Below are 22034 nucleotides of genomic sequence, written 5' to 3'. Positions count from 1 at the left end.
TTGACCTCGATCAAATAAAAATAACAAAAAGCCCGCGCTAGCAGGGCGCGGGCTTGTTCTTGAATTGTGACAGCTGCGAACGACGAGCCCTCAGGCCAACGATCTATTCGGCGGCGAGTGCGGGATGGTTGATGACCTTGCCGCCGGATCGTCCCTTGGTCTGTTCCGATTCCAGTGTCTTCAACCGATCTTCCAGACCTTCGATCGTCTTGCTCTGCTCTTGCACGAGACCCGTCAGGGCCTCGCGATCGAGAGGCAGGTTCTCGTCGTCTTTCTTGCCGACGAAGCGACCGAAGATCCAGGCGAGCAGGCGCGACAGGTCATCCATGATCAGGAAGAAGGATGGCACGACGACGAGGCTCAGGATCGTCGAGACGATGATGCCGCCGATTACCGCGATTGCCATTGGCGCACGGAAGGAACCGCCTTCACCCACGCCGAGCGCGGAGGGCAGCATGCCCGCCGACATGGCGATCGATGTCATGATGATCGGGCGCGCGCGTTTGCGGCCAGCTTCGATCATTGCCAGTTTCCGGTCCATGCCGTGGTGCATCATCTCGATGCCGAAGTCGACGAGAAGGATGGCGTTCTTGGTGACGATACCCATCAGCATCAGGATGCCGATCAGCACCGGCATCGACAGTGAGTTCTGCGTCAGGATCAGTCCGGCCGCGACACCTCCCATCGCAAGCGGCAGCGAGAACAGGATGGTGAATGGCTGGATCACGTCCTTGAAGAGCAGGATCAGCACCACCAGCACCAGCATCAGGCCAAGCAGCATGGCGTTGACGAAGCTTTGCTGCATTTCCTCTTCGACCTCTGCGTCGCCGCTTTTCAGAAGTTGAACAGTGGACGGCATCTTGGCTTCGTCCGCAATCTGCAGGAAGCGTGCGGAGGCGGTGTTGAGTGCCACGCCGATCGGAAGATCCGCACCGAGCGCGACGACGCGGTTGCGGTCGTAGCGCTTGATGGAGCTCGGGCCTTCGGAATAGTTGATGTCGGCGACGCTCGACAGCGGCACCGTCAAGCCCGAAGCGGTCTGGATCTTCAGATTGCGGATCGCGGCGATGTCCGTGCGGAAATCGCGGTTGACCTGAACGCGGATCGGGATCAGCCGACCATCGAGCGCAATTTTCGTCAGGGCGGCGTCGATGTCGCCAATGGTGGCGACACGGATGACTTCCGAGATCTGCGCGGTGGTGATGCCGAGGCGCGACATCTGCTCGTCACGCGGACGGATCTGCAGCTCGGGACGGGGGAGTGCGCCGTCCGGGCTGACATTGGCGAGCAACGGATCGCTGCGCAGCTTTCCTTCCAGAATGCCGACGGCCTTGTCGAGATCGGCTTCGTTGTTGGAAAGCAGATTGAACGACAGTTCCCGCTCGCCGCGGTCGTTGAGCTTGATCACCCGGACATCCGGCAAATCGCGCACGCGGGCGAAGATCTCCTTCTCGATCTGCGACTGCGGAATGATGCGTCCCGACGGCGGCAACTTCGGCAAATACGGGCCGACGACCGGCAGCTTGCCGAAGACGTCGTTGACGACCTTATTCAAGAGCGAGTGGTCGCGCTTTTCGAGCAGCACCGTCACGGTGGCCCGGCGCAGTTCCAGGTCGCCCTTCGGCGAGGCACCGCCAAGCACGAACACACTTTCGACGCCGTCCAGGTCCTTGACCCTTTCGTAGATCTGCGCGGTCGTCCGGTCGGTGTCTTCCAGCATGGCGTCAGGCGCCAGTTCGACGGACAGGCTGACACGCGATGTGTCGTCCGGAGGCAGGAACCCGCCGGGCACGAACATGAACAGAGCGACCATGGAGGCCACGGTCACGCCGATCGCGATGAGCACCGTTAGGTAGCGCATGTACCAGCGCTTCGTCGTCGCATGAACCAGACGCGTGTAGTTGCGCATCAGAGTGCCGTCTTCGGCATGATGCCCGTCAAGTTTGGAAGGACGCATCATATAGGCGGCCATGACGGGCGTTATCAGGCGTGCGACGAGCAGCGAGAAGAAGACCGAAACGGCCACGGTCAGGCCAAACTGGATGAAGTACTGGCCAACAATCCCCGGCATGAACGACACCGGGATGAAAACCGCGATGATCGTGAACGTGGTTGCGATCACCGCGAGGCCGATTTCATCCGCCGCTTCAATCGCAGCCCGGTAGGGCGACTTGCCCATATGGATATGCCGCTCGATATTCTCGATCTCGACGATGGCGTCGTCCACAAGGATGCCGGTTGCAAGTGTCAGTGCGAGGAAGCTGACGAGATTGAGCGAGAAGCCGAGCAGTTCCATGACCCAGAAGGTCGGAACGGCAGACAACGGCAAGGCGATGGCGCAAATCAGCGTGGCCCGCCAGTTGCGCAGGAAGAGCATGACGACGATGACGGCGAGCAGCGCGCCCTCCATCAGCGTGTCTAGCGCCGCTTCATAGTTGCCGTAGGTGAAGTAGACGGAATCGTCGACCATCTCGATGGTGACGTCAGGGTTCGCCGCACGGATCTTTTCGAGCGACTTGGCAACGGTTTCGGCGACGCTCACCTCGCTGGCACCCTTGGCGCGGAAGACCGCAAAGGTCACGCCGGGATTGCCGTTAAAGCGCGAGAAGGAGCGGGGCTCCTCATAGGTATCGGTAACGGTACCGAGTTCGGAGAGCCGAACGAAGCGGCCGCTCGGCACCGAAATCATCGTGTTGGCGAGCTGGTCGACGTTGCGGGCGTCACCGAGTGTGCGGATCGCCTGTTCGCTGCCGCCCACCTGACCGCGTCCGGACCCCAGGTCCATGTTCATGCGGCGGAGCTGGCCGTTGACGTCGGCGGCGGTGATGCCGAGCGAATTCAGCTTGTCTTCATTGAGCTCGACGCGAACTTCGCGGTCGGCGCCGCCGTAGCGGTCGACGCGCCCGATGCCGCTTTTACCCTGGATTTCGCGCTTGATGACGTCATCGACGAACCAGGAGAGTTCTTCCAGCGACATGCCGGGTGCGGAAACCGAGAAGGTCTGGATCGCCTGGCCCTCGACGTCGACCTTCGAGACGATCGGTTCTTCGATCGAGGTGGGCAGGTCGCCGCGGATACGGTCGATGGCGTCCTTGACGTCCTGCACCGCCTGCGTCGTCGGTACTTCCATGCGGAAGATGACGGCCGTGGTCGACGTTCCGTCGTTGATGGTCGACTGGATATGGTCGACGCCGGTGACGCTGGCGACCGCGTCCTCGATTTCCTTGGTGACCTGGGTTTCGAGTTCGGCCGGCGATGCGCCGCTCTGCGCCACGCTGATCGATACGATCGGCACGTCGATGTTGGGGAAGCGGGTAATCGGCAGACGTACGAACGACTGATAGCCGAGTACGAGCAGCACAACGAAGGCGAGGATCGGAGCGATCGGATTTCGGATGGACCAGGCTGAGAAGTTCATGGTCACGCTTCCTGTCAGTTGGTCGCGGGTTGTGCTGATTTGACGGGGTTGATGTGGTCGCCGTCGCGTACATAGGCGCCGGCCCGGGCCACGACCTCCTCGCCGGCCTTCAAGCCTTCGAGAACCTCGATGAACTTGCCGTCGGAAATCCCTGTCCTGACTGGCAGGATGCGGATGACGCCGTTTTCGACCTTGCGAACGATGGTGCGGCCGTTCTCATTGGTAACGGCCGTTTGCGGCAGAACCACCGTCTGCTTCTGTTCGGCGGTGATCAGCGCGCTTGCATACATGCCGGCACGTGCCTTTTCGGTATCCGCCAGGCTGATGAAGACGGTGCCGAGGCGGCTGACGGGATCGACCGTCGGGGCGATCAGACGGATCGTGCCCTCGACCTTGGTGTTGCCGCCAGCGAGCGTCACGATAGCCGGCTGGCCGACCGCGAGCTTGATGATATCGGCTTCCGCGACGTCTGCCTTCATCTCGATCGCGCCATCGCGGATCATGGCGAAGAGCGGTTCGCTGTTGCCGGTGGCAATCGCACCGACCTTGGCGTTCTTGGCCGAGATGACACCGCTGACGGGGGCCTTGACCGAGGTGCGGGCGAGGCGAAGATCGATGTCGTCGATCTGCGCTTCGGCTACCTTGATGTCGGCATTGGCAACGGCGACGGCCTGCTCGGCAGACAGGACGCGCGCCTGGGTCGCGATGGCGAGCGCGCGGACCCGGTCGGCTTCGGCCGTCGAAACGGTGCCGTTCTTGGAGAGTTCGGCGGCACGTTCGCTGACGCGCTTGGCTTCATCGTTGTTGGCCTTGGTTTCGCTGAGCTGTGCGTTCAACTGCGCAAGCCCGGCTTCTGCCTTGGCAAGCGACGCTTCGAGTTCGCTCTTCTGCAGGCGAAGCGCGTCGTCGTTGAGGACCACGAGCACGCTGCCGGCTTCGACCCTGTCGCCGACATCGACATTGAGTGTGCGGATCGAAAGACCGTCGACCATCGGGGCGACATAGACCTGTTCCACCGCCTGTATGGTTCCGGTCGCAACAACGCGGTCGCTGATCGATTGGTCGACCGCCGTGGTCACGACGATGGAGGGGAGCGCCGGCTTCGGTTGCGCCGCTTCCTCGGCCCGGGCCGGCGAAAGCGAACCAAAGGTCATCGCAGCGCACACGCTGAGAACAGGCAATACTTTTTGAGCCATCGGCTTTACAGTCCCGGCAATGGAAACAATATCGAGCGGATCACCGCTCAAGGCAGGATCCACGGGCAATCAGGCGATTTTATCACGCCGACATCGCGCCCCGGCGGATTGCACGGGGACAGGAGACTGCGCTTCTCCGCATTTCGCGCTCCGCGTGCACGGTATCAGACCGTAGACGCGGGCGGAACTGGGACCGGTTACCGCAGGCAATGCATCGGGAAAAGGGTGTCCTCCGCCATGCCTGCCTCCAACAAACATCCGGGCCTATGTAATCTCGGCTTTGGACGCTTACAAGAGTGCACGAAGCAATGGTGCCTCAATATTCAACCTGTTCTGCGGTTATGGTTGCGATCTTGACACGATCTTGACAATGGCGAGCAAAGGTAGCGCCGTTGCCAGCTGCGTTACCACCCCCACGCCCGGTACCCGGCGGCAACTTGGCGGATGCGAACGGCCGCTAAGAAAACGGAAGAGGGCCGCACGATCGTGCGACCCTCTTTTGACGTTTTGGCTACCGTCTACTTCAGTGCGGCGTCCGTGATTTCGTGGGTCCAGGCGCCTTCCGGCTCCTTGGAGATCACGGGATCGGAACCGCCTGCAAGCAGGGACTGTACCGTGCGCTTGTAATCGGCTTCGTCCAGTGCGCCATTCGAGCCGGAGGTCAACTTCGCCACTTCGCCCATCATGCGCTTCTGGTGCTTTTCCGTCTGCGCGCCGGTGGAGTCGTTTTCAAGAACGATATCCGCGGCTTCGTCCGGGTTCTGCTCGGCGTACTTCCAGCCCTTCATCGAGGCGCGCACGAACTTGACCATCTTCTCCTTGAAGGCAGCGTCCTTGAGCTTGTCCTGGAGCACGTAGAGGCCGTCTTCCAGGGTCGCGACGCCTTGATCTTCATACTTGAAGGTGACGAGGTCGTCCGGCTTGATGCCGGCGTCGATCACCTGCCAGTACTCGTTATAGGTCATGGTCGAGATGCAGGCGGCCTGCTTCTGGATCAGCGGGTCGACGTTGAAGCCCTGCTTTAGGACGGTGACACCGTTCGGGCCGCCATCGGTCGGGATCTTCAGGTGCGACATCCAGGAAAGGAACGGATATTCGTTGCCGAAGAACCAGACGCCGAGGGTCTGGCCCTTGAACTTGTCGGGGCTGGTGACGCCGGTTTCCTTGAGGCAGGTCAGCATCATGCCGGATTTCTTGAAGGGCTGGGCGATGTTGACGAGCGGTACGCCCTTTTCGCGGGTGGCAAGCGCTGAAGGCATCCAGTCGACGATCACATCTGCGCCGCCGCCGGCGATCACCTGTGCTGGGGCGATATCCGGACCGCCGGGCTTGATGTCGACGTCAAGGCCTTCCTCCTCGTAGAAGCCCTTGTCCTTGGCGACGTAATAGCCTGCGAACTGTGCCTGGGTTACCCATTTCAGCTGCAGCGTCACCTTGTCGGCGGCCTCGGCCTGGAACGCTGCGAGCGAAAAGACGCCTGCGGCGAGAAGCGATGCGAGTCTTTTGTTCATGTCAGTTCCCTCTTGTTTTTACTTCATTTTATTAAAGTTCTTTAAGCAGGCTCAGGCGCGCCCTCCGCGGATGGAAGGATGCCAGAAGGTGACGGCACGCTCGATGAGTGCAACCACCCCGTAGAAGGCGGAACCAGCGACCGCCGCAACGGCGATCTCGGCCCAGACCATGTCGACATTCATGCGTCCCACTTCCGTGGAAATCCGGAACCCCATGCCGACGATGGGGGTCCCGAAGAACTCGGCGACGATGGCGCCGATCAGCGCCAGCGTCGAATTGATCTTGAGCGCGTTGAAGATGAACGGCCAGGCGGCCGGCAGGCGCAGCTTGACGAGGGTCTGCCACCAGGACGCGGCGTAGGTGCGCATCAGGTCGCGTTCCATGTGACTGGCGGCGGCAAGGCCGGCGACCGTGTTCACCAGCATCGGGAAGAAGGTCATGATGACGACGACGGCAACCTTCGACTGCCAGTCGAAGCCGAACCACATTACCATGATCGGCGCAACGCCGATGACGGGGAGGGCGGAGACGAAGTTGCCGAGCGGCAGCAGGCCTTTCTGCAGAAAGGGCGAACGGTCGATAAGGATCGCGACCGCGAAGCCGAGACCGCAACCGAGCGCGTAACCGATCAGTACCGCCTTCAGGAAGGTCTGGCGGAAATCGGCGCCGAGCGTCGGCAGCGAGTTGATCAGCTTGTGCCAGATCATCGAGGGGGCCGGCAGCAGAACGGATGGCACGGAGAAACCCCGCACGATGCCTTCCCAGAGGACCAGGATGGTGATGCCGAAGATCAGCGGCACGGCAAAGTGCGCAGCGCTTCTGGCGGCGGGGCTCTCAAAGTTCTGGCGCACCAGCCATTCGTTGAGGGCCCAGGCGGCGAGCCAGAAGACGATCGCGGCCACAAGGATGGGAAGGTTCATGGCTTGGCTCCCATGCGCTTCAGGACGGCCGTGTGGGCGAAGCCGACGATCATGACGAGGATTGCGGCGAGGGCCGCCGCCATGAACAGTGCCGCCCAGATCTGCACCGTCTGACCGTAATAGGAGCCGGCGAGCAGGCGGGCACCGAGGCCGGCGACGGCGCCGGTGGGCAGTTCGCCAACGATTGCGCCGACCAGCGAGATGGCGACGGCGACTTTCAGCGAGGTGAAGAGATAGGGCATCGACGAAGGCCAGCGGAGTTTCCAGAAGGTCTGTGCCGACGAGGCGTTATAGGTGTGCATCAGGTCGAGCTGGATGGTCTCCGGGCTGCGTAGCCCCTTCACCATGCCGACGACGACGGGGAAGAAGGACAGGTAGGTGGAGATCAGCGCCTTCGGCAGCAGACCGGAGATGCCTACGGCATTGAGGACGACGATGATCATCGGTGCGACCGCGAGGATCGGGATCGTCTGGCTGGCAATCACCCAGGGCATCAGCGAGCGGTCCATGGCGCGATTGTGCACGATGCCGACCGCGAGCAGGATGCCGAGTGCCGCGCCGATACCGAAGCCGAGCAGGGTCGCGGAAAGCGTGACCCAGGCGTGATAGACGAGGCTGCGTTTCGAGGTGATCGCCTTGTTGAAGGTGGTATCCCAGATCTCGGCGATCACCTGATGCGGCGCCGGCAGCACCGGGCGCTCCTGCGCCATGGTGTTGCGCACGATGTCGGAGAAGCTGATCTCGGTGCCGGCCCGCGCAGCCGTATCGCGCTCGAAGGGCGCGTTGAGGAAGACGACCGCGACATACCAGATGGCGATCAGCAGCAGGACGACGGTGCCGACCGGCACCAACTTGTCCCTGATGAAACTCGGTTCCTGCATCGTCACGCCTTTCCGCTTGCGGGGAACAACATCAGGCCCATGGCGACGATGCCGAGAAGCACGCCGGCGGCCTGTGTGAGGCTCAATCGTTCGCCGAACACCGCGAAGGCGATGACATTGACCATCACGAGCTGCACGATCGCCGAAAGCGAGATGGCAAGGCCGAGGCCGCCCTCGCGCATGAGCTTCACCATGATGATGTTGCCGATTACGTAGAGCCCGAGGGCGAGGCAGAGCATGCCGAGGTGATTGTTGGAGACATAGGCGCGCGAGGCAGTGGCGCCGCCAAGGAAAATCGTCGTCGCCAAAAGCATCCAGAGGCCAAAGGCAAGGTTCATACCCGCACCTCCCTGCCGCGCCAGCGATAGAGGATATCCGGCAGGTGCTCCTCGTTGTCGCCGTCGGTCCATCGTACCGCTTCGAAGCCCTGGTGCTCGTAAAAGCGCTGGGCATCACGGTTGTGTTCGAAGGTCCACAGGCTCAATTCGTCCGGTGACATCGCCTTGGCGGTGGCGATCAGACGGGCGCCAATACCGGCGCCGCGGTGCCGCTTGTCGATATAGAGCGCGGTGACGTGGTGGTCGTCGGAGAGGGAAAGGAAGCCGGCGATCTCGCCATCCTCCTCCGCCAGGATCACGGTGCGTTCGGCAAAGACGGTTTCGGCGTAGTAGCGCTCCACATCGGCATGATCGTGGACGCGCGGCATCCAGGGCGTCGCGTCGATCCAGCGATTGAGGATGCCGGCGCAGGCGGCCATGTCGTCCCGTTCGGCCCGGCGGATGCCGATGCTATTCGTCATAGCTGTGTCCTGCACGCAGGCCTTCGCGGACGCGATGGGCGATTTCCAGGAACTCCGGCGTTTCGCGAATGCCAAGCGGCCGTTCGCGCGGCAGCGGCGATTCGATCACGTCGGTGACGCGGCCGGGGCGCGGGCTCATCACCACGATCTTGGTGGAGAGATAGACCGCCTCGGGGATCGAGTGGGTGACGAAACAGATCGTCTTGTTGGTGCGGGCCCAGAGCTTGAGGAGCTGTTCGTTCAGGTGGTCGCGGACGATCTCGTCAAGCGCACCGAAGGGCTCGTCCATCAAAAGCAGGTCGGCGTCAAACGCCAGTGCACGGGCGATCGAGGCGCGCTGCTGCATGCCGCCCGAAAGCTGCCAGGGATATTTCTTGCCGAAGCCGGAGAGATTGACGAGGTCGAGTGTGCGCTCGATGCGCGCCTTCTTCTCTTCCTTCGAATAGCCCATGATCTCCAGCGGCAGGGCGATGTTGTTTTCGATGGTGCGCCAGGGATAGAGCGCGGCCGCCTGGAACACGTAGCCGTACGCCCGTTGCTTGCGTGCTTCCTCGGGTGTCATGCCGTTGACGCTGATCTTGCCGGAGGTCGCCCTTTCGAGATCGGCGATCACGCGCAAGAAGGTCGTCTTGCCGCAGCCGGACGGGCCGATGAAGGAAACGAAATCGCCCTTGGCAACGTCGAGATTGACGCCGGTCAACGCGTGAACCGGTCCATCGGCAGTTTCGAAGGTCAGGCAGAGGTCCCGGGCCGAAACCACGGATGCGGTATTGGACGTCATCGGCGAATACTCATTCTGGCTGGTCTGTGTCAGACTGCTATCCGGACCGGCAACATGCAATCGCGGATTTGGGTGCGGAGCCGTTTGTTGCTGGTTTTTCAGGGAATTCTGGAGAACGCTCATGTCTCGATCATCCAATCCGGGCTGTCGCGTGGTTCGTCCTGATGGCGTGACGGCCGGCCAGCAGGGGCTCAACTATTTCGAGGGCATTGCGGCGGAGACCGTCGGGGCGACGGGGCTCTGCATGCATATCGTCACGATCCCACCGGGCGCGCGTGCCAAGGCGCACCTGCACGAGAGCCACGAGACGGCGATCTATGTGCTTTCGGGCGAGGCCTGGACCTGGTTCGGCGAGCGGCTGGAGGAGCACGTCATCGCTCGGGCCGGCGAGATGGTCTACATCCCCGCCGGCACGCCGCACCTTCCGGAGAACCGGTCGAGCGAGCCCTGTTCGGCGGTCATCGCACGCACGGACCCGAACCAACGCGAAAGCCTCGTGCTCCTGCCCGAACTCGATGCGCTCGTGCCCGCCTGACGGATCCCACGCCGAGGCGTCCCGCCAATGTGGCGGGACATGTCCGGTGGGACAGAGCGGCGCGAAGAAGTGCAAGCCGCGAAACATGAGCCCTCAGACGCCCGTGGCCGGAATGCCGGTGCGCTGGACGGCGCGGGGTGCTGTCACTTCCTTCCAGGTCGAAAGGGCGGAGCTGACTGCCGGGAAGGGATCGCGGCGGACGAATTCGCCGTGGCCTTCGCGGGTCTTGATCGTGCTTTCCTCGATCGCGACGACGCCGCGGCTCAACGTGTAGCGCGGCAGGCCCTTCACCTCCTTGCCTTCGAAGACGTTGTAGTCGATCGCCGACTGCTGGCTCTTGGCGGAGATCGTCTTCGTGCGCTTCGGATCCCAGACGACGAGGTCGGCATCGGCGCCGACGAGGATCGCGCCCTTCTTCGGGTAGATGTTGAGGATCTTGGCGATGTTGGTCGAGGTCACCGCCACGAACTCGTTCATGGTGATGCGGCCGGTGTTGACGCCGTGGGTCCACAACATCGGCATGCGGTCTTCGAGGCCGCCTGTGCCGTTCGGGATCTTGGTGAAGTCGCCGACGCCGAAGCGCTTCTGCTCGGACGTGAAGGCACAATGGTCGGTCGCCACCACCTGCAGCGAGCCGGAGGCAAGGCCGGCCCAGAGACTGTCCTGATGCAGCTTGTTGCGGAAGGGGGGCGACATCACGCGGCGGGCCGCATGGTCCCAGTCCTTGTTGAAATATTCGGTTTCGTCGAGCGTCAGGTGCTGGATCAGCGGTTCGCCGAAGACGCGCATGCCCTTGGAGCGGGCGCGGCGGATCGCTTCATGCGCCTGTTCGCAGGAGGTGTGAACGATGTAGACCGGGCAGCCCGCCATGTCCGCGATCATGATCGCGCGGTTGGTCGCCTCGCCCTCGACTTCGGCCGGACGCGAATAGGCATGTGCTTCCGGCCCGTTGTTGCCTTCGGCGAGCAGCTTTGCCTGCAGCTGGGCGACGACGTCGCCGTTTTCGGCATGCACCAGCGGTAACGCGCCAAGGGCGGCGCAACGCTGGAAGGACGAGAACATCTCGTCGTCATCCACCATCAGCGCGCCCTTATAGGCCATGAAGTGCTTGAATGTGTTGATGCCCTTGTCCCGAACGATGGTCTCCATCTCGTTGAAGACCTGCTCGCTCCACCAGGTGATCGCCATGTGGAAGGAATAGTCGCAATTGGCGCGGGTCGACTTGTTGTCCCACATGGTCAGCGCTTCGAGCAGCGACTGGTTGGGAGAAGGCAGCGCAAAGTCGACCACCATGGTCGTGCCGCCGGCAAGGGCCGCCCGCGTGCCGCTTTCGAAATCGTCGGAGGAATAGGTGCCCATGAAGGGCATTTCGAGATGCGTATGCGGGTCAATGCCGCCCGGCATGATGTAACAGCCGCTCGCATCCAACGTCTCGTCGGCCGCAAGATTAGGGCCAATTTCGACGATCTTGCCGCCCTCGATCTTCACGTCCGCCTTATAGGTCAGGTCGGCCGTGACAATGGTTCCACCCTTGATGACAGTGCTCATGGTTCTTGATCCTCGCGATTGCGCTTCCGGCGGCCAGGCAACCGCCACGAAAAAGGGCGGAACTTTCGTCCCGCCCGCAAACTCATTCGACGATTTCGGCCGTTTCGACGACGGCGTGGAAGAGGACGTCGGCGCCAGCGCTGGCCCACTCCCTGGAGATGTCCTCTGCCTCGTTGTGGCTGAGGCCACCAACGCAGGGGCACATGATCATCGTCGTCGGCGCCACCTTGGCGGCCCAGCAGGCGTCATGACCGGCGCCGGAAATAATGTTCATGTGGCTATAGCCGAGATGCTCGGCGGCATTGCGCACGGCGCTCACCAGCTTCGGGTCGAAGGTCACCGGCTCGAAGTGGCCGATCGCCTCGATGGAACAGCCGACGCCGAGCGCCTCGGTGATCTTCGGTGCTTCGGCCTCGATCTTCGCCCGCATGCGGTCGAGCTTGGCCTTGTCGGGCGAGCGGATGTCGACGGTGAAGACCACCTTGCCCGGCAGCACGTTGCGGGAATTGGGCGAGAAGAACACCTGGCCGACACCGCCGACGGCGCCTGGCTGGTTCTCCATCGCCACGCCCTGGACCATTTCCAGGATGCGGGCCATGGCAAGCCCGGCATTGACGCGCATGTTCATAGGGGTCGAACCCGTATGGGCTTCGCGGCCGGTCAGCGTGAACTCCAGCCACCACAGGCCCTGACAGTGCGTAACGACGCCGATGTCCTTGCCCTCGGCTTCGAGGATCGGGCCCTGCTCGATGTGATATTCGAAATAGGCGTGCATCTTGCGGCCGCCGACCTCTTCGTCGCCAACCCAGCCGATGCGCTTCAGCTCGTCGCCGAAGGTCTTGCCTTCCGGGTCCTTGCGGCCATAGGCGAAATCCTGGGTGTGCACGCCGGCAAAGACGCCCGACGCGAGCATGGCCGGTGCGAACCGCGCGCCTTCCTCATTGGTCCAGTTGGTCACGACAATAGGGTGCTTGGTCTTGATGCCGAGGTCGTTCATCGAACGGACGACCTCAAGTCCCGAGAGCACGCCCAGCACGCCGTCATATTTGCCGCCGGTCGGCTGGGTATCGAGGTGCGAGCCGATATAGACGGGCAGCGCATCCGGGTCGGTGCCGGGCCGGGTGAAGAACATATTGCCCATGGTGTCGACGCCCATGGTAAGCCCGGCCTCATCGCACCAGGACTTGAACAGCCGGCGCCCTTCGGCATCCTCGTCGGTCAGGGTCTGGCGGTTGTTGCCACCTGCGACACCAGGGCCGATCTTGGCCATCTCCATAAGTGAATCCCACAGGCGGTCGGCATTGACGCGCATGTTCTCGCCAGGTGCAGCCACGGCGGTCTCCTCATCTTTTCAGGGCTTTGCCTTGATCGGCGCGCCCTTATGTTCCCGTGGTCAAATCCAGGCTTGGTTTTTTCTGGTGCCCTTCGATCAGCCGTTGCCTTTGGCGGTGAACTGGCTGATAATTTGACCGGTTGGTAAACATTACAACTTCCGTTGCGGCACTCAAGCCGGAAAAACAAAAAAACGAAGTTGTTGCCCAAGAAGATGGCGAGGCCAGAAATTGGGCAGACCGGTTCCTGCGCGACGAGCGCGCGGGCATCGCCAGGGGGACAGATGGTATTACCGAGAGCGGCCAGGACCCAGAGGCGGACACGCATCCAGGAGGAAAAGGAAGAGCGCATCCTGGAAGCCGCGCTCGAAGTCTTTTCCGCCAATGGTTTTCGCGGCGCGACCGTCGACCAGATCGCCGAAGTGGCGGGCATGTCGAAGCCCAATCTGCTCTATTACTTCCGCACCAAGGAAGCGATGCACCGTGCGCTGATCGACCGGGTGCTCGATACCTGGCTCGATCCCTTGCGTGAATTCAATGCCGAGGGAAATCCGGTTGCCGAGATCCGCAGCTATATCCGGCGCAAGCTGGAAATGGCCCGCGACTACCCGCGCGAAAGCCGGCTTTTCGCCAACGAAGTGCTGCAGGGCGCGCCGCATATCGAAGACGAACTCAAGGGACCCTTGAAGTCGCTGGTCGACGAGAAGGCCGAGGTGATCCGCAGTTGGGCCAAGGCCGGCAAGATTGCCAAATGCGACCCCTATCACCTGATCTTCGCGATCTGGTCGACCACCCAGCATTATGCCGACTTCGATGTGCAGGTGCGCGCCGTGCTCGGCCAAGGCAATGCCGGGGACGGGCGCTTCGAGGATGCGGCACGCTTCCTCGAACGGCTCTTCGTCGACGGGTTGCAGGTGAGCGAGCAGCCGGCGGCTTGAGCCGCTCTTCTGATTTTCAATCCGGCAACAGCGCCATCAAGAGCAGGCCGCAGGCAGTGGTGAGCGCGCCGGCAAGCACCGGCAGGCTGGTCCAACCATGGCCGAGCAAGCCTTCCAGCAGGATGATGAAGGTCGGCGTCAGATAGCCGTAGCCGAGCACTTTCGATGCCGGCAGGCGCATCGAGGCGTATTGCAACAGCAGGAAGGTGATCGCGGTGGTGACCACGGCGAGATAGAGGACGGCGATCCAGACGATTGCCGGCAGGGCTGCAAAATTGGTGGTGACGAGGCCGGCGCCGCCGGGCACCAGCAGCCAGGGAACGGTGAAGACCGCAACCCAGAAGCCGAAGGCGAACGGGCTTTCGTCGCGTCCGAACTTGCGGATCAGCGGTACATAGATGGCGTGGCAGATGACGCCGACGAAAAAGATCAGCTCGCCCTGACCGACATCGAAGGCAAGGATCGCCTGGATATTTGCGCGGAAGATCACCCAGACAGCGCCGAGTGCGGCGATGATGAGGCCGGCAAGCACGCCCGGGCGTGTGCGCTGGCCGAGCAGCAGGTAGGCGAAGCCGGCGCTCAGCAGCGGCATCAGCGTGAAAACGGCGCCGGTCGAGACCGGATTGGTGAACTCCAGCGCCTTGAACATCGTCAACATGTAGACGGCGATCAGACCGCCGAGGATGAGGAAACGCCACCATTGCTTGGGGAAGTGGAAGGGCACCCGCGCATAGCCGAAGGTCATCAGACCGAGGACGACGACGGTCAGCAGGTAGCGCCAAAGCGTCAAAGGCCCTGCGCCCATGTGCTGGGTTGCAAGCCCGCCGAAGGAGAAGGAGCCGGCGATCAGGACGGCAAAGCTCATCATCGCCAGATGCGCCCTGAGCTTTTCGATGCCTTTCGCGTGAACCTGATGGGCCGTTTTCGGGGATACGTCCTGCTTCATTCACGATTCCGGGAAGTATGAGGGAGAAGGGAACGATAACTAAGCGTTTGACGGCGTTGGTTGCAAGGCCTCGGAGATGCGTGCGGCATCCTCGACGATCCAGGTTTCAAGCGTCGCCTGCCGGCCGCGCAGGCTGATGTCCAGCCGCTCGTGCCCCTCGATCACCAGGCCAGCCCGGTTGACGAGTTCGGTAGAAACGGCGAGCTGCACGTCGTGTTCCTTGGCGAGGCCTTCCAGGCGGCTTGCGGTATTGATCGTATCGCCGACCGCCGTCAGCGACGTCGCCTGACCATAGCCGATCTCGCCGATGATGGCGGGACCGGCGTGCAGCCCCATGGCGATGCGCAACGGCTCGTCAAGCTCGCCGCGGAAGGTCTGGTTGAGCGTCTCGATGCCCTTGGATATCCGCACGGAGGCTGCCAGCGACTGCCGGCAGGCCTCGCTATAGGAGCTCTTGAGCCCGAAGATCGCGAGTGCGCCATCGCCGATGAACTTGTCGATGACGCCGCCGGAATCCTCGACCGCTTCGCCGACCATCTCGAAGTAGCGGTTGAGCAGGAACACGGTGTCGAAAGGCAGCTTGTGTTCGGCAATGCTGGTGAAGCCGCGCAGATCGCAGAAGAGCACGGCGATCCGCCGTTCGCGGCCTTCGCCGCCCTCGCGTCCGAGCTGCTTCTTGATGCCGAGACTGTCGCTGTCGAGGATCGGCACGACCGTGACGTTGTGGACCGGACGGAACTGGCAGGCTAGGCGGACATTGTCGGGCGCCCCGATACGGGTAAGCGTCGCAAGCTCCGCGTCCTCGGGGGCGGGCTGGTCCTCCAGTCCCTGGATGACGCGCACGCGGCAGGTCGAGCAACGCCCGCGGCCGCCGCAGACCGAGACATGCGGGATACCGGCTGCGCGGCTTGCTTCCAGCACGCTGAAGCCGAGATTGACGGTCGCGACGCGGCCGTCGGGATAACGGACGCGAATGCGACCGCCCTTCGGCATGGCCCGCAACAGGAAGGTGCCGGCGATCAGGCCGCCAAAACCAAAATAGAGGCCGAGACGGATATCCTCGAGGAGCGTCAGATCGACCGCCGGCTTCCGATAGGCCGTGTCGCCGTAGCCGCCATGTTCGGCGTAGCCGTCCTCCATCGAGCGGGCACCGTTGACAAAGCCAAGCAGTGCGAAAATCGGTACGAGGATCGCAACCGTGTAGAGCAGAATCTCGTAGCGCGGGAACCAAGGGCGGCCGCGCATCCAGAACCAGGCGCCGAGGCAGCCGTGACCCCAGACGAGCAAGAGGGCGACCGATTGCCTGGTCGCATTGAACGAATTCGACCAGAGTATTCGCAGCATGTCCGGGTAATTGGTATCGATGCCTGTGAACAGCGGCTCGACGCGTGCGGCAGTGACGTGGCCGATCAGCAGGAAAGGCAGGCTGAGACCGAAGATGATCTTAAGCGCTTCGCGCGCGGGCATTCTGAGCGTCTGCCGACGATAGATGCTTTCGAGCGCCATGGTGAAGTGCAGGAGCAGGGCGCCGTAGAGGAGCACCGTGCCGGGGACGCTGTGCCAGATCAGATTGAAGCCCTTGCGGGCGGTCTCCATTGCGTCGATGGAGATCAGGCCGAGCGAATGGTTGAAGAAATGCGCCAGGACGAACGTACCGAGGATGGCCCCGGAGACGAGGTGTATTCGCTTGCGTCGGTTGGCCGAAATGATCGTCAAGCAACAAGTCCGGCTCTGCCGGAGCGTCGTCCGGCTGCAGTGTCAAAACCGTCGGAGATCGCGCTGCGGCCCTGATCGGGCCCACGGCGCACCCCGTATGAGTTCTCCCTTATTATCCAGATCGTGCGAGCCGACAACTTACCATTTTTACACAATCTGTTTCGTTTTCGTGTCCTGTTCGTTATCGGCCGAGAGCGCTATTCAGCGGGATTCGGCTGACCTATTAAAAAGCGTTCCTGCTTTCGCTTGCACCGGTTGCAGTCCTGGCGTTGCCGTCATTCCATCATCGGTGGCAAGCGCTCGGCAAGCGTGTCGATGAGCAGACGCAGCTTTGACGGCATGTACTGGGTTTTCGGCCAGACGACATAGGTGCCGTAGGAGAGCGCCGGCGTATCGACGAGAATCCGCACCAGCGAGCCGGAGGCGATGCAGTTGCGGACGAGCCAGCAGGGCAGCCAGGCGATGCCGAAGCTGCCGGCTGCCGCATCGGCGATCGACGTCAGGTCGTCGAGCCGCAGCCGCGACGGAGGCGTGACGGTTCGCAGTTGCGCGCCCTTTCCCGGGAATGACCAGGCATGCGGCTGACCGCTGCGCCGATAGAGGATCGCCTGATGGGACATCAGGTCATCGATCGTTTCCGGCGTGCCGTTCGCTTCGAGATAGGCGGGGGAGGCGCAGACGGTCATGCGCTGATCGACGATCTTTCGTGTCATCAGCTCCGGATCGCTGCGCAGCGGACCGGTGCGGATGGCAAGGTCAAAGCCGTCCTCGACGAGATCGACGTTGCGGTCACTGAAATTGAGGTCGAACTCCAGGCGCGGGTGTGTGCGTAGCAGTTCCGACAGCAGCGGCATGATGCACTGGCGACCGAAATGCACCGGCATCGACAGGCGCAGGCGGCCCTGGATCTCCTGCTTGCCGGATTCCAGCAGGGCCTCGCCGGCCCGGATTTCGCCGAGCGCCCGCAGGCAGTTTTCGTAGAAGAGCTGGCCCTCGTCGGTCAGGCTCTGGGTGCGGGTGGTGCGATGGAAAAGGCGAACGCCCAGCCGCTGTTCGAGCTTTGCAACGGCCTTGCCGACCGCAGAGCGCGACAGGTTGAGCCTTTCGGCGGCGGCGGAAAAGCCGCCGGCATCGGCCGCTTCCACGAACACAGAGACACCGTTGAGGTAGCTCATATTTGTATCCTTCAGAGAACCAATATGGCGAAATCATATCGCAACTGGAGAGATAATTTCAACGCTATGGTTTCTTCATCAGATCAAACCGATGAAAGGAATGACCATGGCAAGACTGATGAAGGAATGGACCATCGACAGGTTCGGTGCCTCCAACCTGAAGCTCACCGAGCGGCGCGTTCCCGAGGCCGGCCCGGGGGAGGTGCTCGTTCGCACGACCGCCCTGTCGCTGAATTTCCGCGACAAGATGGTCCTGGAAAACGGCATGGGTATGCCGCTCTCTTTTCCCTTTGTGCCGGGATCCGACATGGCCGGTGTGGTCGAAGCGGTCGGTCGCGGCGTGACCCGTTTCCAACCGGGCGATCGGGTGATTTCCGTCTTCGATCCCACCTGGATCGACGGCCAGAAGCCTGGAACGGCCCGTTACCCCACCTCATTCGCGCTCGGCGGTCTCAATCCGGGTGTCGCTTCGCAATATGTCGCCTTCCCGGAGGGCTGGTTCGTGAAGGCGCCTGAAAGCCTCGACGACGGCGAGGCGAGCACCTTGCCCTGTGCCGGGGTGACGGCCTGGTTCGCGCTGGTCGAGAGGGGAGACCCGAAGGCGGGCGACCGTGTCGTGGTGCAGGGCACCGGCGGCGTTTCGCTGTTCGGGCTGCAGATCGCCAAGGCACACGGCGCCGAAGTCATCGTGACCTCAAGCAACCAGGACAAGCTTGACCGAGCACGGGCGCTCGGCGCCGATCACGGCATCAACCGCGTGTCGGAAGATTGGGCGGAGCGTGTCCTCGAGATCACCGGTGATCACGGCGCCGACCACATCCTGGAACTCGCCGGTGGCGCCAATCTCGGAAAGTCGCTGCAGGCGGTGGCTGTGCAAGGGAGGATTTCGGTCATCGGGGTATTCGAGGGCGCCGAGATCTCTGCGCCGGTGACGCCGGTTCTTCTGAAATCGCCTGTCATCCAGGGCATCGGCGTCGCCCATCGCAGGGCGCTGGAAGATCTTGTCGGCGCCATCGACAGGACGGGGATCAAGCCGGTGATCGACGCGCGCTACCGATTCTCCGAATTGCCGGAAGCGCTCGCGCATCTCGACCGCGGTCCGTTCGGCAAGGTGGTCGTCGAGGTCTGAGTTGAACGACGAAGCCGCCGGCTGGAGGTCCGGCGGCTTCGTTCGATGCGGTGCGGGCAAACCCGCTCGGGTATCGTTATTCCGCGGCCTGGCGGGCCATCGGGTTGTTCGGGTGCGTCGTCCAGTTGGCATAGTTCGGATCAACCGGCTTGCCAGTACGCTGGTCGATCGTGCCGACCGGCAGCTCTTCCATGGTGATGCAGTTTTCGACGGGACAGACGTTGACGCAGAGGTTGCAGCCAACGCATTCGTCTTCCATCACCTCGAAGTGGCGTACGCCGTTGACGAACTGCGTGATCGCCTGGTGCGAGGTGTCCTCGCAGGCGATGTGGCAGCGACCGCACTTGATGCAGGCATCCTGGTCGATCTTCGCCTTGGCGATGTAGTTGAGGTTCAGATACTGCCAGTCGGTGACGTTCGGGACCGCGCGTCCGGTGATGTCGTCGAGGTTGCGGTGGCCCTTGGCGTCCATCCAGTCGGAAAGGCCCGAGATCATTTCCTGGACGATCTTGAAGCCATAGGTCATGGCCGCGGTGCAGACCTGGACGTTGCCGGCGCCGAGCGCCAGGAATTCGGCCGCGTCGCGCCAGGTGGTGATGCCGCCGATGCCGGAGATCGGCAGGCCGTAGGTTTCCGGATCGCGGGCGATCTCGGCGACCATGTTGAGCGCGATCGGCTTGACCGCCGGGCCGCAATAGCCGCCGTGGGTGCCCTTGCCGCCGACCGTCGGGTTCGGCGCGAAGTTGTCGAGATCGACGGAAACGATCGAGTTGATCGTGTTGATCAGCGAGACGGCGTCGGTGCCGCCGGCCTTGGCGGCGCGGGCGGGCTTGCGGATGTCGGTGATATTCGGCGTCAGCTTGGTGATGACGGGCATGCGCGTGTACTGCTTGCACCAGCGCACGACCATCTCGATGTATTCCGGTACCTGGCCGACCGCAGCACCCATGCCACGCTCGGACATGCCGTGCGGACAGCCGAAGTTGAGTTCGATGCCGTCGGCGCCGGTTTCCTCGACCAGCGGCAGGATCGCCTTCCACGCCTCTTCCTCGCAGGGCACCATGATCGACGCGATCAGGGCACGATCCGGCCAGTTCATCTTCACCTGCTTCATTTCGCGCAGGTTCACATAGAGGTCGCGGTCGGTGATGAGCTCGATATTGTTGAGCCCGAGCAGGCGCCGATCGGCACCCCAGATCGCGCCATAGCGCGGTCCGTTGACGTTGACGACCGGCGGTCCTTCCTCACCGAGCGTCTTCCAGACGACGCCGCCCCAGCCCGCCTTGAAGGCGCGCTCGACGTTGTAGGCCTTGTCCGTCGGCGGGGCGGATGCCAGCCAGAACGGGTTCGGGGATTTGATGCCGACGAAGTTATTGCGAAGATCAGCCATTGGTTCCTCCTCCCGATCCTTTAGGCAACTGCGCTCGCGTGCGGTGCTGCCGCAGCGAAGGCCCGGTTGATCGATTCAGCCGCATCGCGACCCATGGCGACAGCCGAGACCGTGAGGTCTTCGCCGCCGAGCACGCAGTCGCCGCCGGCCCAGACGTTGTCGATCGAGGTTCGCCCTTCGGCATCGGCGACGATACGGCCGCCTTCGAGTTTCAGGGCGCCGAGGCCACTTCCGAGGAAGCTCTGGCCGATTGCCTTGAAGATCTGGTCAGCGGCAATGATACCCGTTTCGCCCGTCGCCGTCAGCTTTCCGTCTTCGAGCGTCGTGTATTCCAGCTCGATGCCGGCGACCTTGCCATCCTTCTCGGCAATGCGCTTCGGCTGCAGCCAGTGGCGGATGGTGACGCCCTTGGACGCTGCCAGATCCTGCTCGAACTCGGAGGCGTTCATGTTCTCCTTGCCGCGGCGGTAGCAGATCGTCACCTCTTCGGCGCCGAGGAGCTTCGCCTGTACGGCCGCGTCGATGGCGGTCATGCCGCCGCCGAGAACGACGACGCGGCGACCGACCGGGATGTCGGCCTTGGTCTTGGACTGGCGGAGTGCAGCGATGAAGTCGACGGCGTCGTCAACGCCTTCGGCATTTTCACCTTCGAGGCGCAGTGCGTTGACGCCGGCAAGGCCGAGGCCGAGGAAGACGGCGTCATATTGTTCAGAGAGTTCGGAGAGGCTGAAATCGCGGCCGAGTGCCTGGCCGTTGCGCACCTCGATGCCGCCGATCGACAGCACGTAGTCGACTTCCTTCTGCGCAAAGTCATCGACCGACTTGTAGGCGGCGATGCCATATTCGTTGAGGCCGCCCGACTTCGGACGGGCGTCGTAGATCACGACGTCGTGGCCCTTGACGGCCAGCCGATGGGCCGCGGCTAGCCCCGCCGGGCCGGCGCCGACGACGGCGACCTTGCGGCCGGAGGAAGCGGCGCGGGTGTAGAACTGCTTGTTCTCCTTCATCGCAACGTCGGTCGCATAGCGCTGCAGGCGGCCGATTTCGACCGGGCGCTCCTCGGCGGTGTTGCGAACGCAGGCCTGTTCGCACAGCGTTTCGGTGGGACAGACGCGGGCGCACATGCCGCCCAGAATGTTCTGATCAAAGATCGTCTTGGCCGATCCGATCGGGTTTCCGGTCGATATCTGCCGAATGAACAGCGGGATATCGATGGAGGTGGGACAGGCCGTCATGCACGGCGCGTCATGGCAGAAATAACAGCGGTCGGAAGCGACGAGGGCCTCGTGCTTGTCGAGCGGTGGATGGAGGTCGGAGAAATTGCTCTCGTACTCCCCGAGCGGCAGGCGGCCGCCGAGGATCCCAGATTGTGTCGTTCCCATTTTTGGCTCCCAATGTTTTCTCAGGATGATGGAACGGTAACACGCTTTATTTTTTTATCAAACGGTAAAAGTTTGAGATGGAATTGACCGGAAAGCCTTGCGATCCGGGGCTTTGCGCCAGACATGACAAGCCCTTGTTCTTAGTCGCTGTTTGACAGGGCGGGGCAAATAGTGGCAGCAAATCAGAGCGGGGTGAGGAAAAGTGTGCGCGGTTTTCCGCCCGCACCCCGCTCTGCTTATGAGGATCGATCACGATAGTTTTGGATCGACAGGATCCAAAACTATCGTGATCGGGGAACGGAGAACCGCGATGGCGCGCAGGGGCGAGGCGAACAACAGGCTTGACGATGCTGCCCGGGCCGGCTGGCTATACTATGTCGCCGGCCGCACCCAGGATGAAATTGCCACCGTCATGGGCATCTCGCGCCAGTCGGCGC

At 62.6% G+C, this 22034-nt stretch carries 18 protein-coding genes and 1 pseudogene; 4 read left to right on the top strand and 15 right to left on the bottom strand.

Features of this window, described 5'->3' with window-relative positions:
* Window positions 1-103: 103 nt before the first annotated feature.
* The 8 genes from I8N66_RS19615 to I8N66_RS19580 all read right to left on the bottom strand — a co-directional run bounded on the left by I8N66_RS19615 (window position 104) and on the right by I8N66_RS19580 (window position 9507).
* Window positions 104-3418, bottom strand: a complete 3315-nt coding sequence (locus tag I8N66_RS19615) for an efflux RND transporter permease subunit (protein WP_291156864.1) — start codon at window positions 3416-3418, stop codon at window positions 104-106.
* A 14-nt stretch (window positions 3419-3432) separates the two neighbouring features.
* Window positions 3433-4614 carry an efflux RND transporter periplasmic adaptor subunit gene (locus I8N66_RS19610; RefSeq protein WP_113535692.1) on the bottom strand — a complete coding sequence of 394 codons (1182 nt, stop codon included), beginning with the start codon at window positions 4612-4614 and terminating at the stop codon, window positions 3433-3435.
* Between the two features lie 518 nt (window positions 4615-5132).
* On the bottom strand, window positions 5133-6125 hold the full coding sequence (locus I8N66_RS19605; RefSeq protein ID WP_113535646.1) for an ABC transporter substrate-binding protein: 993 nt from the start codon (window positions 6123-6125) through the stop codon (window positions 5133-5135).
* Window positions 6126-6176: 51 nt separating this feature from the next.
* Window positions 6177-7046 carry an ABC transporter permease gene (locus I8N66_RS19600; RefSeq protein ID WP_291156861.1) on the bottom strand — a complete coding sequence of 290 codons (870 nt, stop codon included), beginning with the start codon at window positions 7044-7046 and terminating at the stop codon, window positions 6177-6179.
* A complete protein-coding gene (locus I8N66_RS19595) occupies window positions 7043-7927 on the bottom strand; it encodes an ABC transporter permease (protein WP_113535644.1) in 885 nt (294 codons plus the stop codon). The genes I8N66_RS19600 and I8N66_RS19595 overlap by 4 nt, the downstream gene beginning before the upstream one ends.
* Window positions 7928-7929: 2 nt before the next feature.
* Window positions 7930-8265 carry a hypothetical protein gene (locus tag I8N66_RS19590; RefSeq protein ID WP_291156858.1) on the bottom strand — a complete coding sequence of 112 codons (336 nt, stop codon included), beginning with the start codon at window positions 8263-8265 and terminating at the stop codon, window positions 7930-7932.
* The gene (locus I8N66_RS19585; RefSeq protein ID WP_291156856.1) at window positions 8262-8726 is read right to left on the bottom strand and encodes a GNAT family N-acetyltransferase; all 465 of its coding nucleotides are present in this window, start codon (window positions 8724-8726) and stop codon (window positions 8262-8264) included. Before I8N66_RS19585 ends, I8N66_RS19590 begins: the two co-directional genes overlap by 4 nt.
* On the bottom strand, window positions 8716-9507 hold the full coding sequence (locus tag I8N66_RS19580) for an ABC transporter ATP-binding protein (protein ID WP_291156854.1): 792 nt from the start codon (window positions 9505-9507) through the stop codon (window positions 8716-8718). The genes I8N66_RS19585 and I8N66_RS19580 overlap by 11 nt, the downstream gene beginning before the upstream one ends.
* A gap of 121 nt (window positions 9508-9628) precedes the next feature.
* On the opposite strand from I8N66_RS19580, the gene I8N66_RS19575 reads away from it, so the two are divergent.
* Window positions 9629-10042, top strand: coding sequence for a cupin domain-containing protein (locus I8N66_RS19575; RefSeq protein ID WP_291156852.1), 414 nt, complete (start codon window positions 9629-9631; stop codon window positions 10040-10042).
* Between the two features lie 93 nt (window positions 10043-10135).
* Here the strand turns inward: I8N66_RS19575 and hydA are convergent, their stop codons facing one another.
* A complete protein-coding gene (gene hydA, locus I8N66_RS19570; RefSeq protein WP_113535640.1) occupies window positions 10136-11590 on the bottom strand; it encodes a dihydropyrimidinase in 1455 nt (484 codons plus the stop codon).
* Between the two features lie 82 nt (window positions 11591-11672).
* Complete coding sequence (locus tag I8N66_RS19565) at window positions 11673-12923, bottom strand: Zn-dependent hydrolase (RefSeq protein WP_113535639.1); 1251 nt, start codon at window positions 12921-12923, stop codon at window positions 11673-11675.
* A 282-nt stretch (window positions 12924-13205) separates the two neighbouring features.
* On the opposite strand from I8N66_RS19565, the gene I8N66_RS19560 reads away from it, so the two are divergent.
* Window positions 13206-13859, top strand: coding sequence for a TetR family transcriptional regulator C-terminal domain-containing protein (locus I8N66_RS19560; RefSeq protein ID WP_113535638.1), 654 nt, complete (start codon window positions 13206-13208; stop codon window positions 13857-13859).
* A gap of 16 nt (window positions 13860-13875) precedes the next feature.
* Here the strand turns inward: I8N66_RS19560 and I8N66_RS19555 are convergent, their stop codons facing one another.
* The 3 genes from I8N66_RS19555 to I8N66_RS19545 form a co-directional block, all read right to left on the bottom strand.
* A complete protein-coding gene (locus I8N66_RS19555) occupies window positions 13876-14805 on the bottom strand; it encodes a DMT family transporter (RefSeq protein ID WP_291156847.1) in 930 nt (309 codons plus the stop codon).
* Between the two features lie 39 nt (window positions 14806-14844).
* A complete protein-coding gene (locus tag I8N66_RS19550; protein ID WP_113535637.1) occupies window positions 14845-16521 on the bottom strand; it encodes an adenylate/guanylate cyclase domain-containing protein in 1677 nt (558 codons plus the stop codon).
* Window positions 16522-16796: 275 nt separating this feature from the next.
* Entirely contained in the window at window positions 16797-17696 is a 900-nt protein-coding gene (locus I8N66_RS19545) for a LysR family transcriptional regulator (RefSeq protein ID WP_113535636.1), read from the bottom strand.
* 106 nt (window positions 17697-17802) lie between these two features.
* On the opposite strand from I8N66_RS19545, the gene I8N66_RS19540 reads away from it, so the two are divergent.
* Window positions 17803-18825 (top strand): NAD(P)-dependent alcohol dehydrogenase, encoded by a 1023-nt coding sequence (locus I8N66_RS19540; protein WP_291156843.1) that lies wholly within the window; start codon window positions 17803-17805, stop codon window positions 18823-18825.
* A gap of 76 nt (window positions 18826-18901) precedes the next feature.
* Here the strand turns inward: I8N66_RS19540 and preA are convergent, their stop codons facing one another.
* Together preA and I8N66_RS19530 are read right to left on the bottom strand one after the other, a co-directional pair.
* Complete coding sequence (preA, locus tag I8N66_RS19535; protein ID WP_104668042.1) at window positions 18902-20215, bottom strand: NAD-dependent dihydropyrimidine dehydrogenase subunit PreA; 1314 nt, start codon at window positions 20213-20215, stop codon at window positions 18902-18904.
* 20 nt (window positions 20216-20235) lie between these two features.
* Window positions 20236-21597 (bottom strand): NAD(P)-dependent oxidoreductase, encoded by a 1362-nt coding sequence (locus I8N66_RS19530; protein ID WP_113535635.1) that lies wholly within the window; start codon window positions 21595-21597, stop codon window positions 20236-20238.
* A gap of 310 nt (window positions 21598-21907) precedes the next feature.
* Here I8N66_RS19530 and I8N66_RS19525 point away from each other — a divergent pair.
* Window positions 21908-22034: pseudogene (locus I8N66_RS19525) on the top strand (sugar-binding transcriptional regulator); the annotation flags it as partial.

The organism is Ensifer sp. SSB1 (genome assembly GCF_016652895.1).
Lineage (GTDB): Bacteria > Pseudomonadota > Alphaproteobacteria > Rhizobiales > Rhizobiaceae > Ensifer.
Note: the sequence above shows the minus strand (reverse complement) of the source record. Positions and strands in the feature narration are given on the sequence as shown.

Coding starts and splice junctions, on each gene's coding strand:
- preA (WP_104668042.1), bottom strand. CDS start 20,215: ATGGCTGATCTTCGCAATAACTTCGTCGGCATCAAATCCCCGAACCCG.
- I8N66_RS19555 (WP_291156847.1), bottom strand. CDS start 14,805: ATGAAGCAGGACGTATCCCCGAAAACGGCCCATCAGGTTCACGCGAAA.
- I8N66_RS19585 (WP_291156856.1), bottom strand. CDS start 8,726: ATGACGAATAGCATCGGCATCCGCCGGGCCGAACGGGACGACATGGCC.
- I8N66_RS19615 (WP_291156864.1), bottom strand. CDS start 3,418: ATGAACTTCTCAGCCTGGTCCATCCGAAATCCGATCGCTCCGATCCTC.
- I8N66_RS19605 (WP_113535646.1), bottom strand. CDS start 6,125: ATGAACAAAAGACTCGCATCGCTTCTCGCCGCAGGCGTCTTTTCGCTC.
- hydA (WP_113535640.1), bottom strand. CDS start 11,590: ATGAGCACTGTCATCAAGGGTGGAACCATTGTCACGGCCGACCTGACC.
- I8N66_RS19545 (WP_113535636.1), bottom strand. CDS start 17,696: ATGAGCTACCTCAACGGTGTCTCTGTGTTCGTGGAAGCGGCCGATGCC.
- I8N66_RS19560 (WP_113535638.1), top strand. CDS start 13,206: ATGGTATTACCGAGAGCGGCCAGGACCCAGAGGCGGACACGCATCCAG.
- I8N66_RS19575 (WP_291156852.1), top strand. CDS start 9,629: ATGTCTCGATCATCCAATCCGGGCTGTCGCGTGGTTCGTCCTGATGGC.
- I8N66_RS19595 (WP_113535644.1), bottom strand. CDS start 7,927: ATGCAGGAACCGAGTTTCATCAGGGACAAGTTGGTGCCGGTCGGCACC.
- I8N66_RS19600 (WP_291156861.1), bottom strand. CDS start 7,046: ATGAACCTTCCCATCCTTGTGGCCGCGATCGTCTTCTGGCTCGCCGCC.
- I8N66_RS19530 (WP_113535635.1), bottom strand. CDS start 21,597: ATGGGAACGACACAATCTGGGATCCTCGGCGGCCGCCTGCCGCTCGGG.
- I8N66_RS19540 (WP_291156843.1), top strand. CDS start 17,803: ATGGCAAGACTGATGAAGGAATGGACCATCGACAGGTTCGGTGCCTCC.
- I8N66_RS19610 (WP_113535692.1), bottom strand. CDS start 4,614: ATGGCTCAAAAAGTATTGCCTGTTCTCAGCGTGTGCGCTGCGATGACC.
- I8N66_RS19590 (WP_291156858.1), bottom strand. CDS start 8,265: ATGAACCTTGCCTTTGGCCTCTGGATGCTTTTGGCGACGACGATTTTC.
- I8N66_RS19580 (WP_291156854.1), bottom strand. CDS start 9,507: ATGACGTCCAATACCGCATCCGTGGTTTCGGCCCGGGACCTCTGCCTG.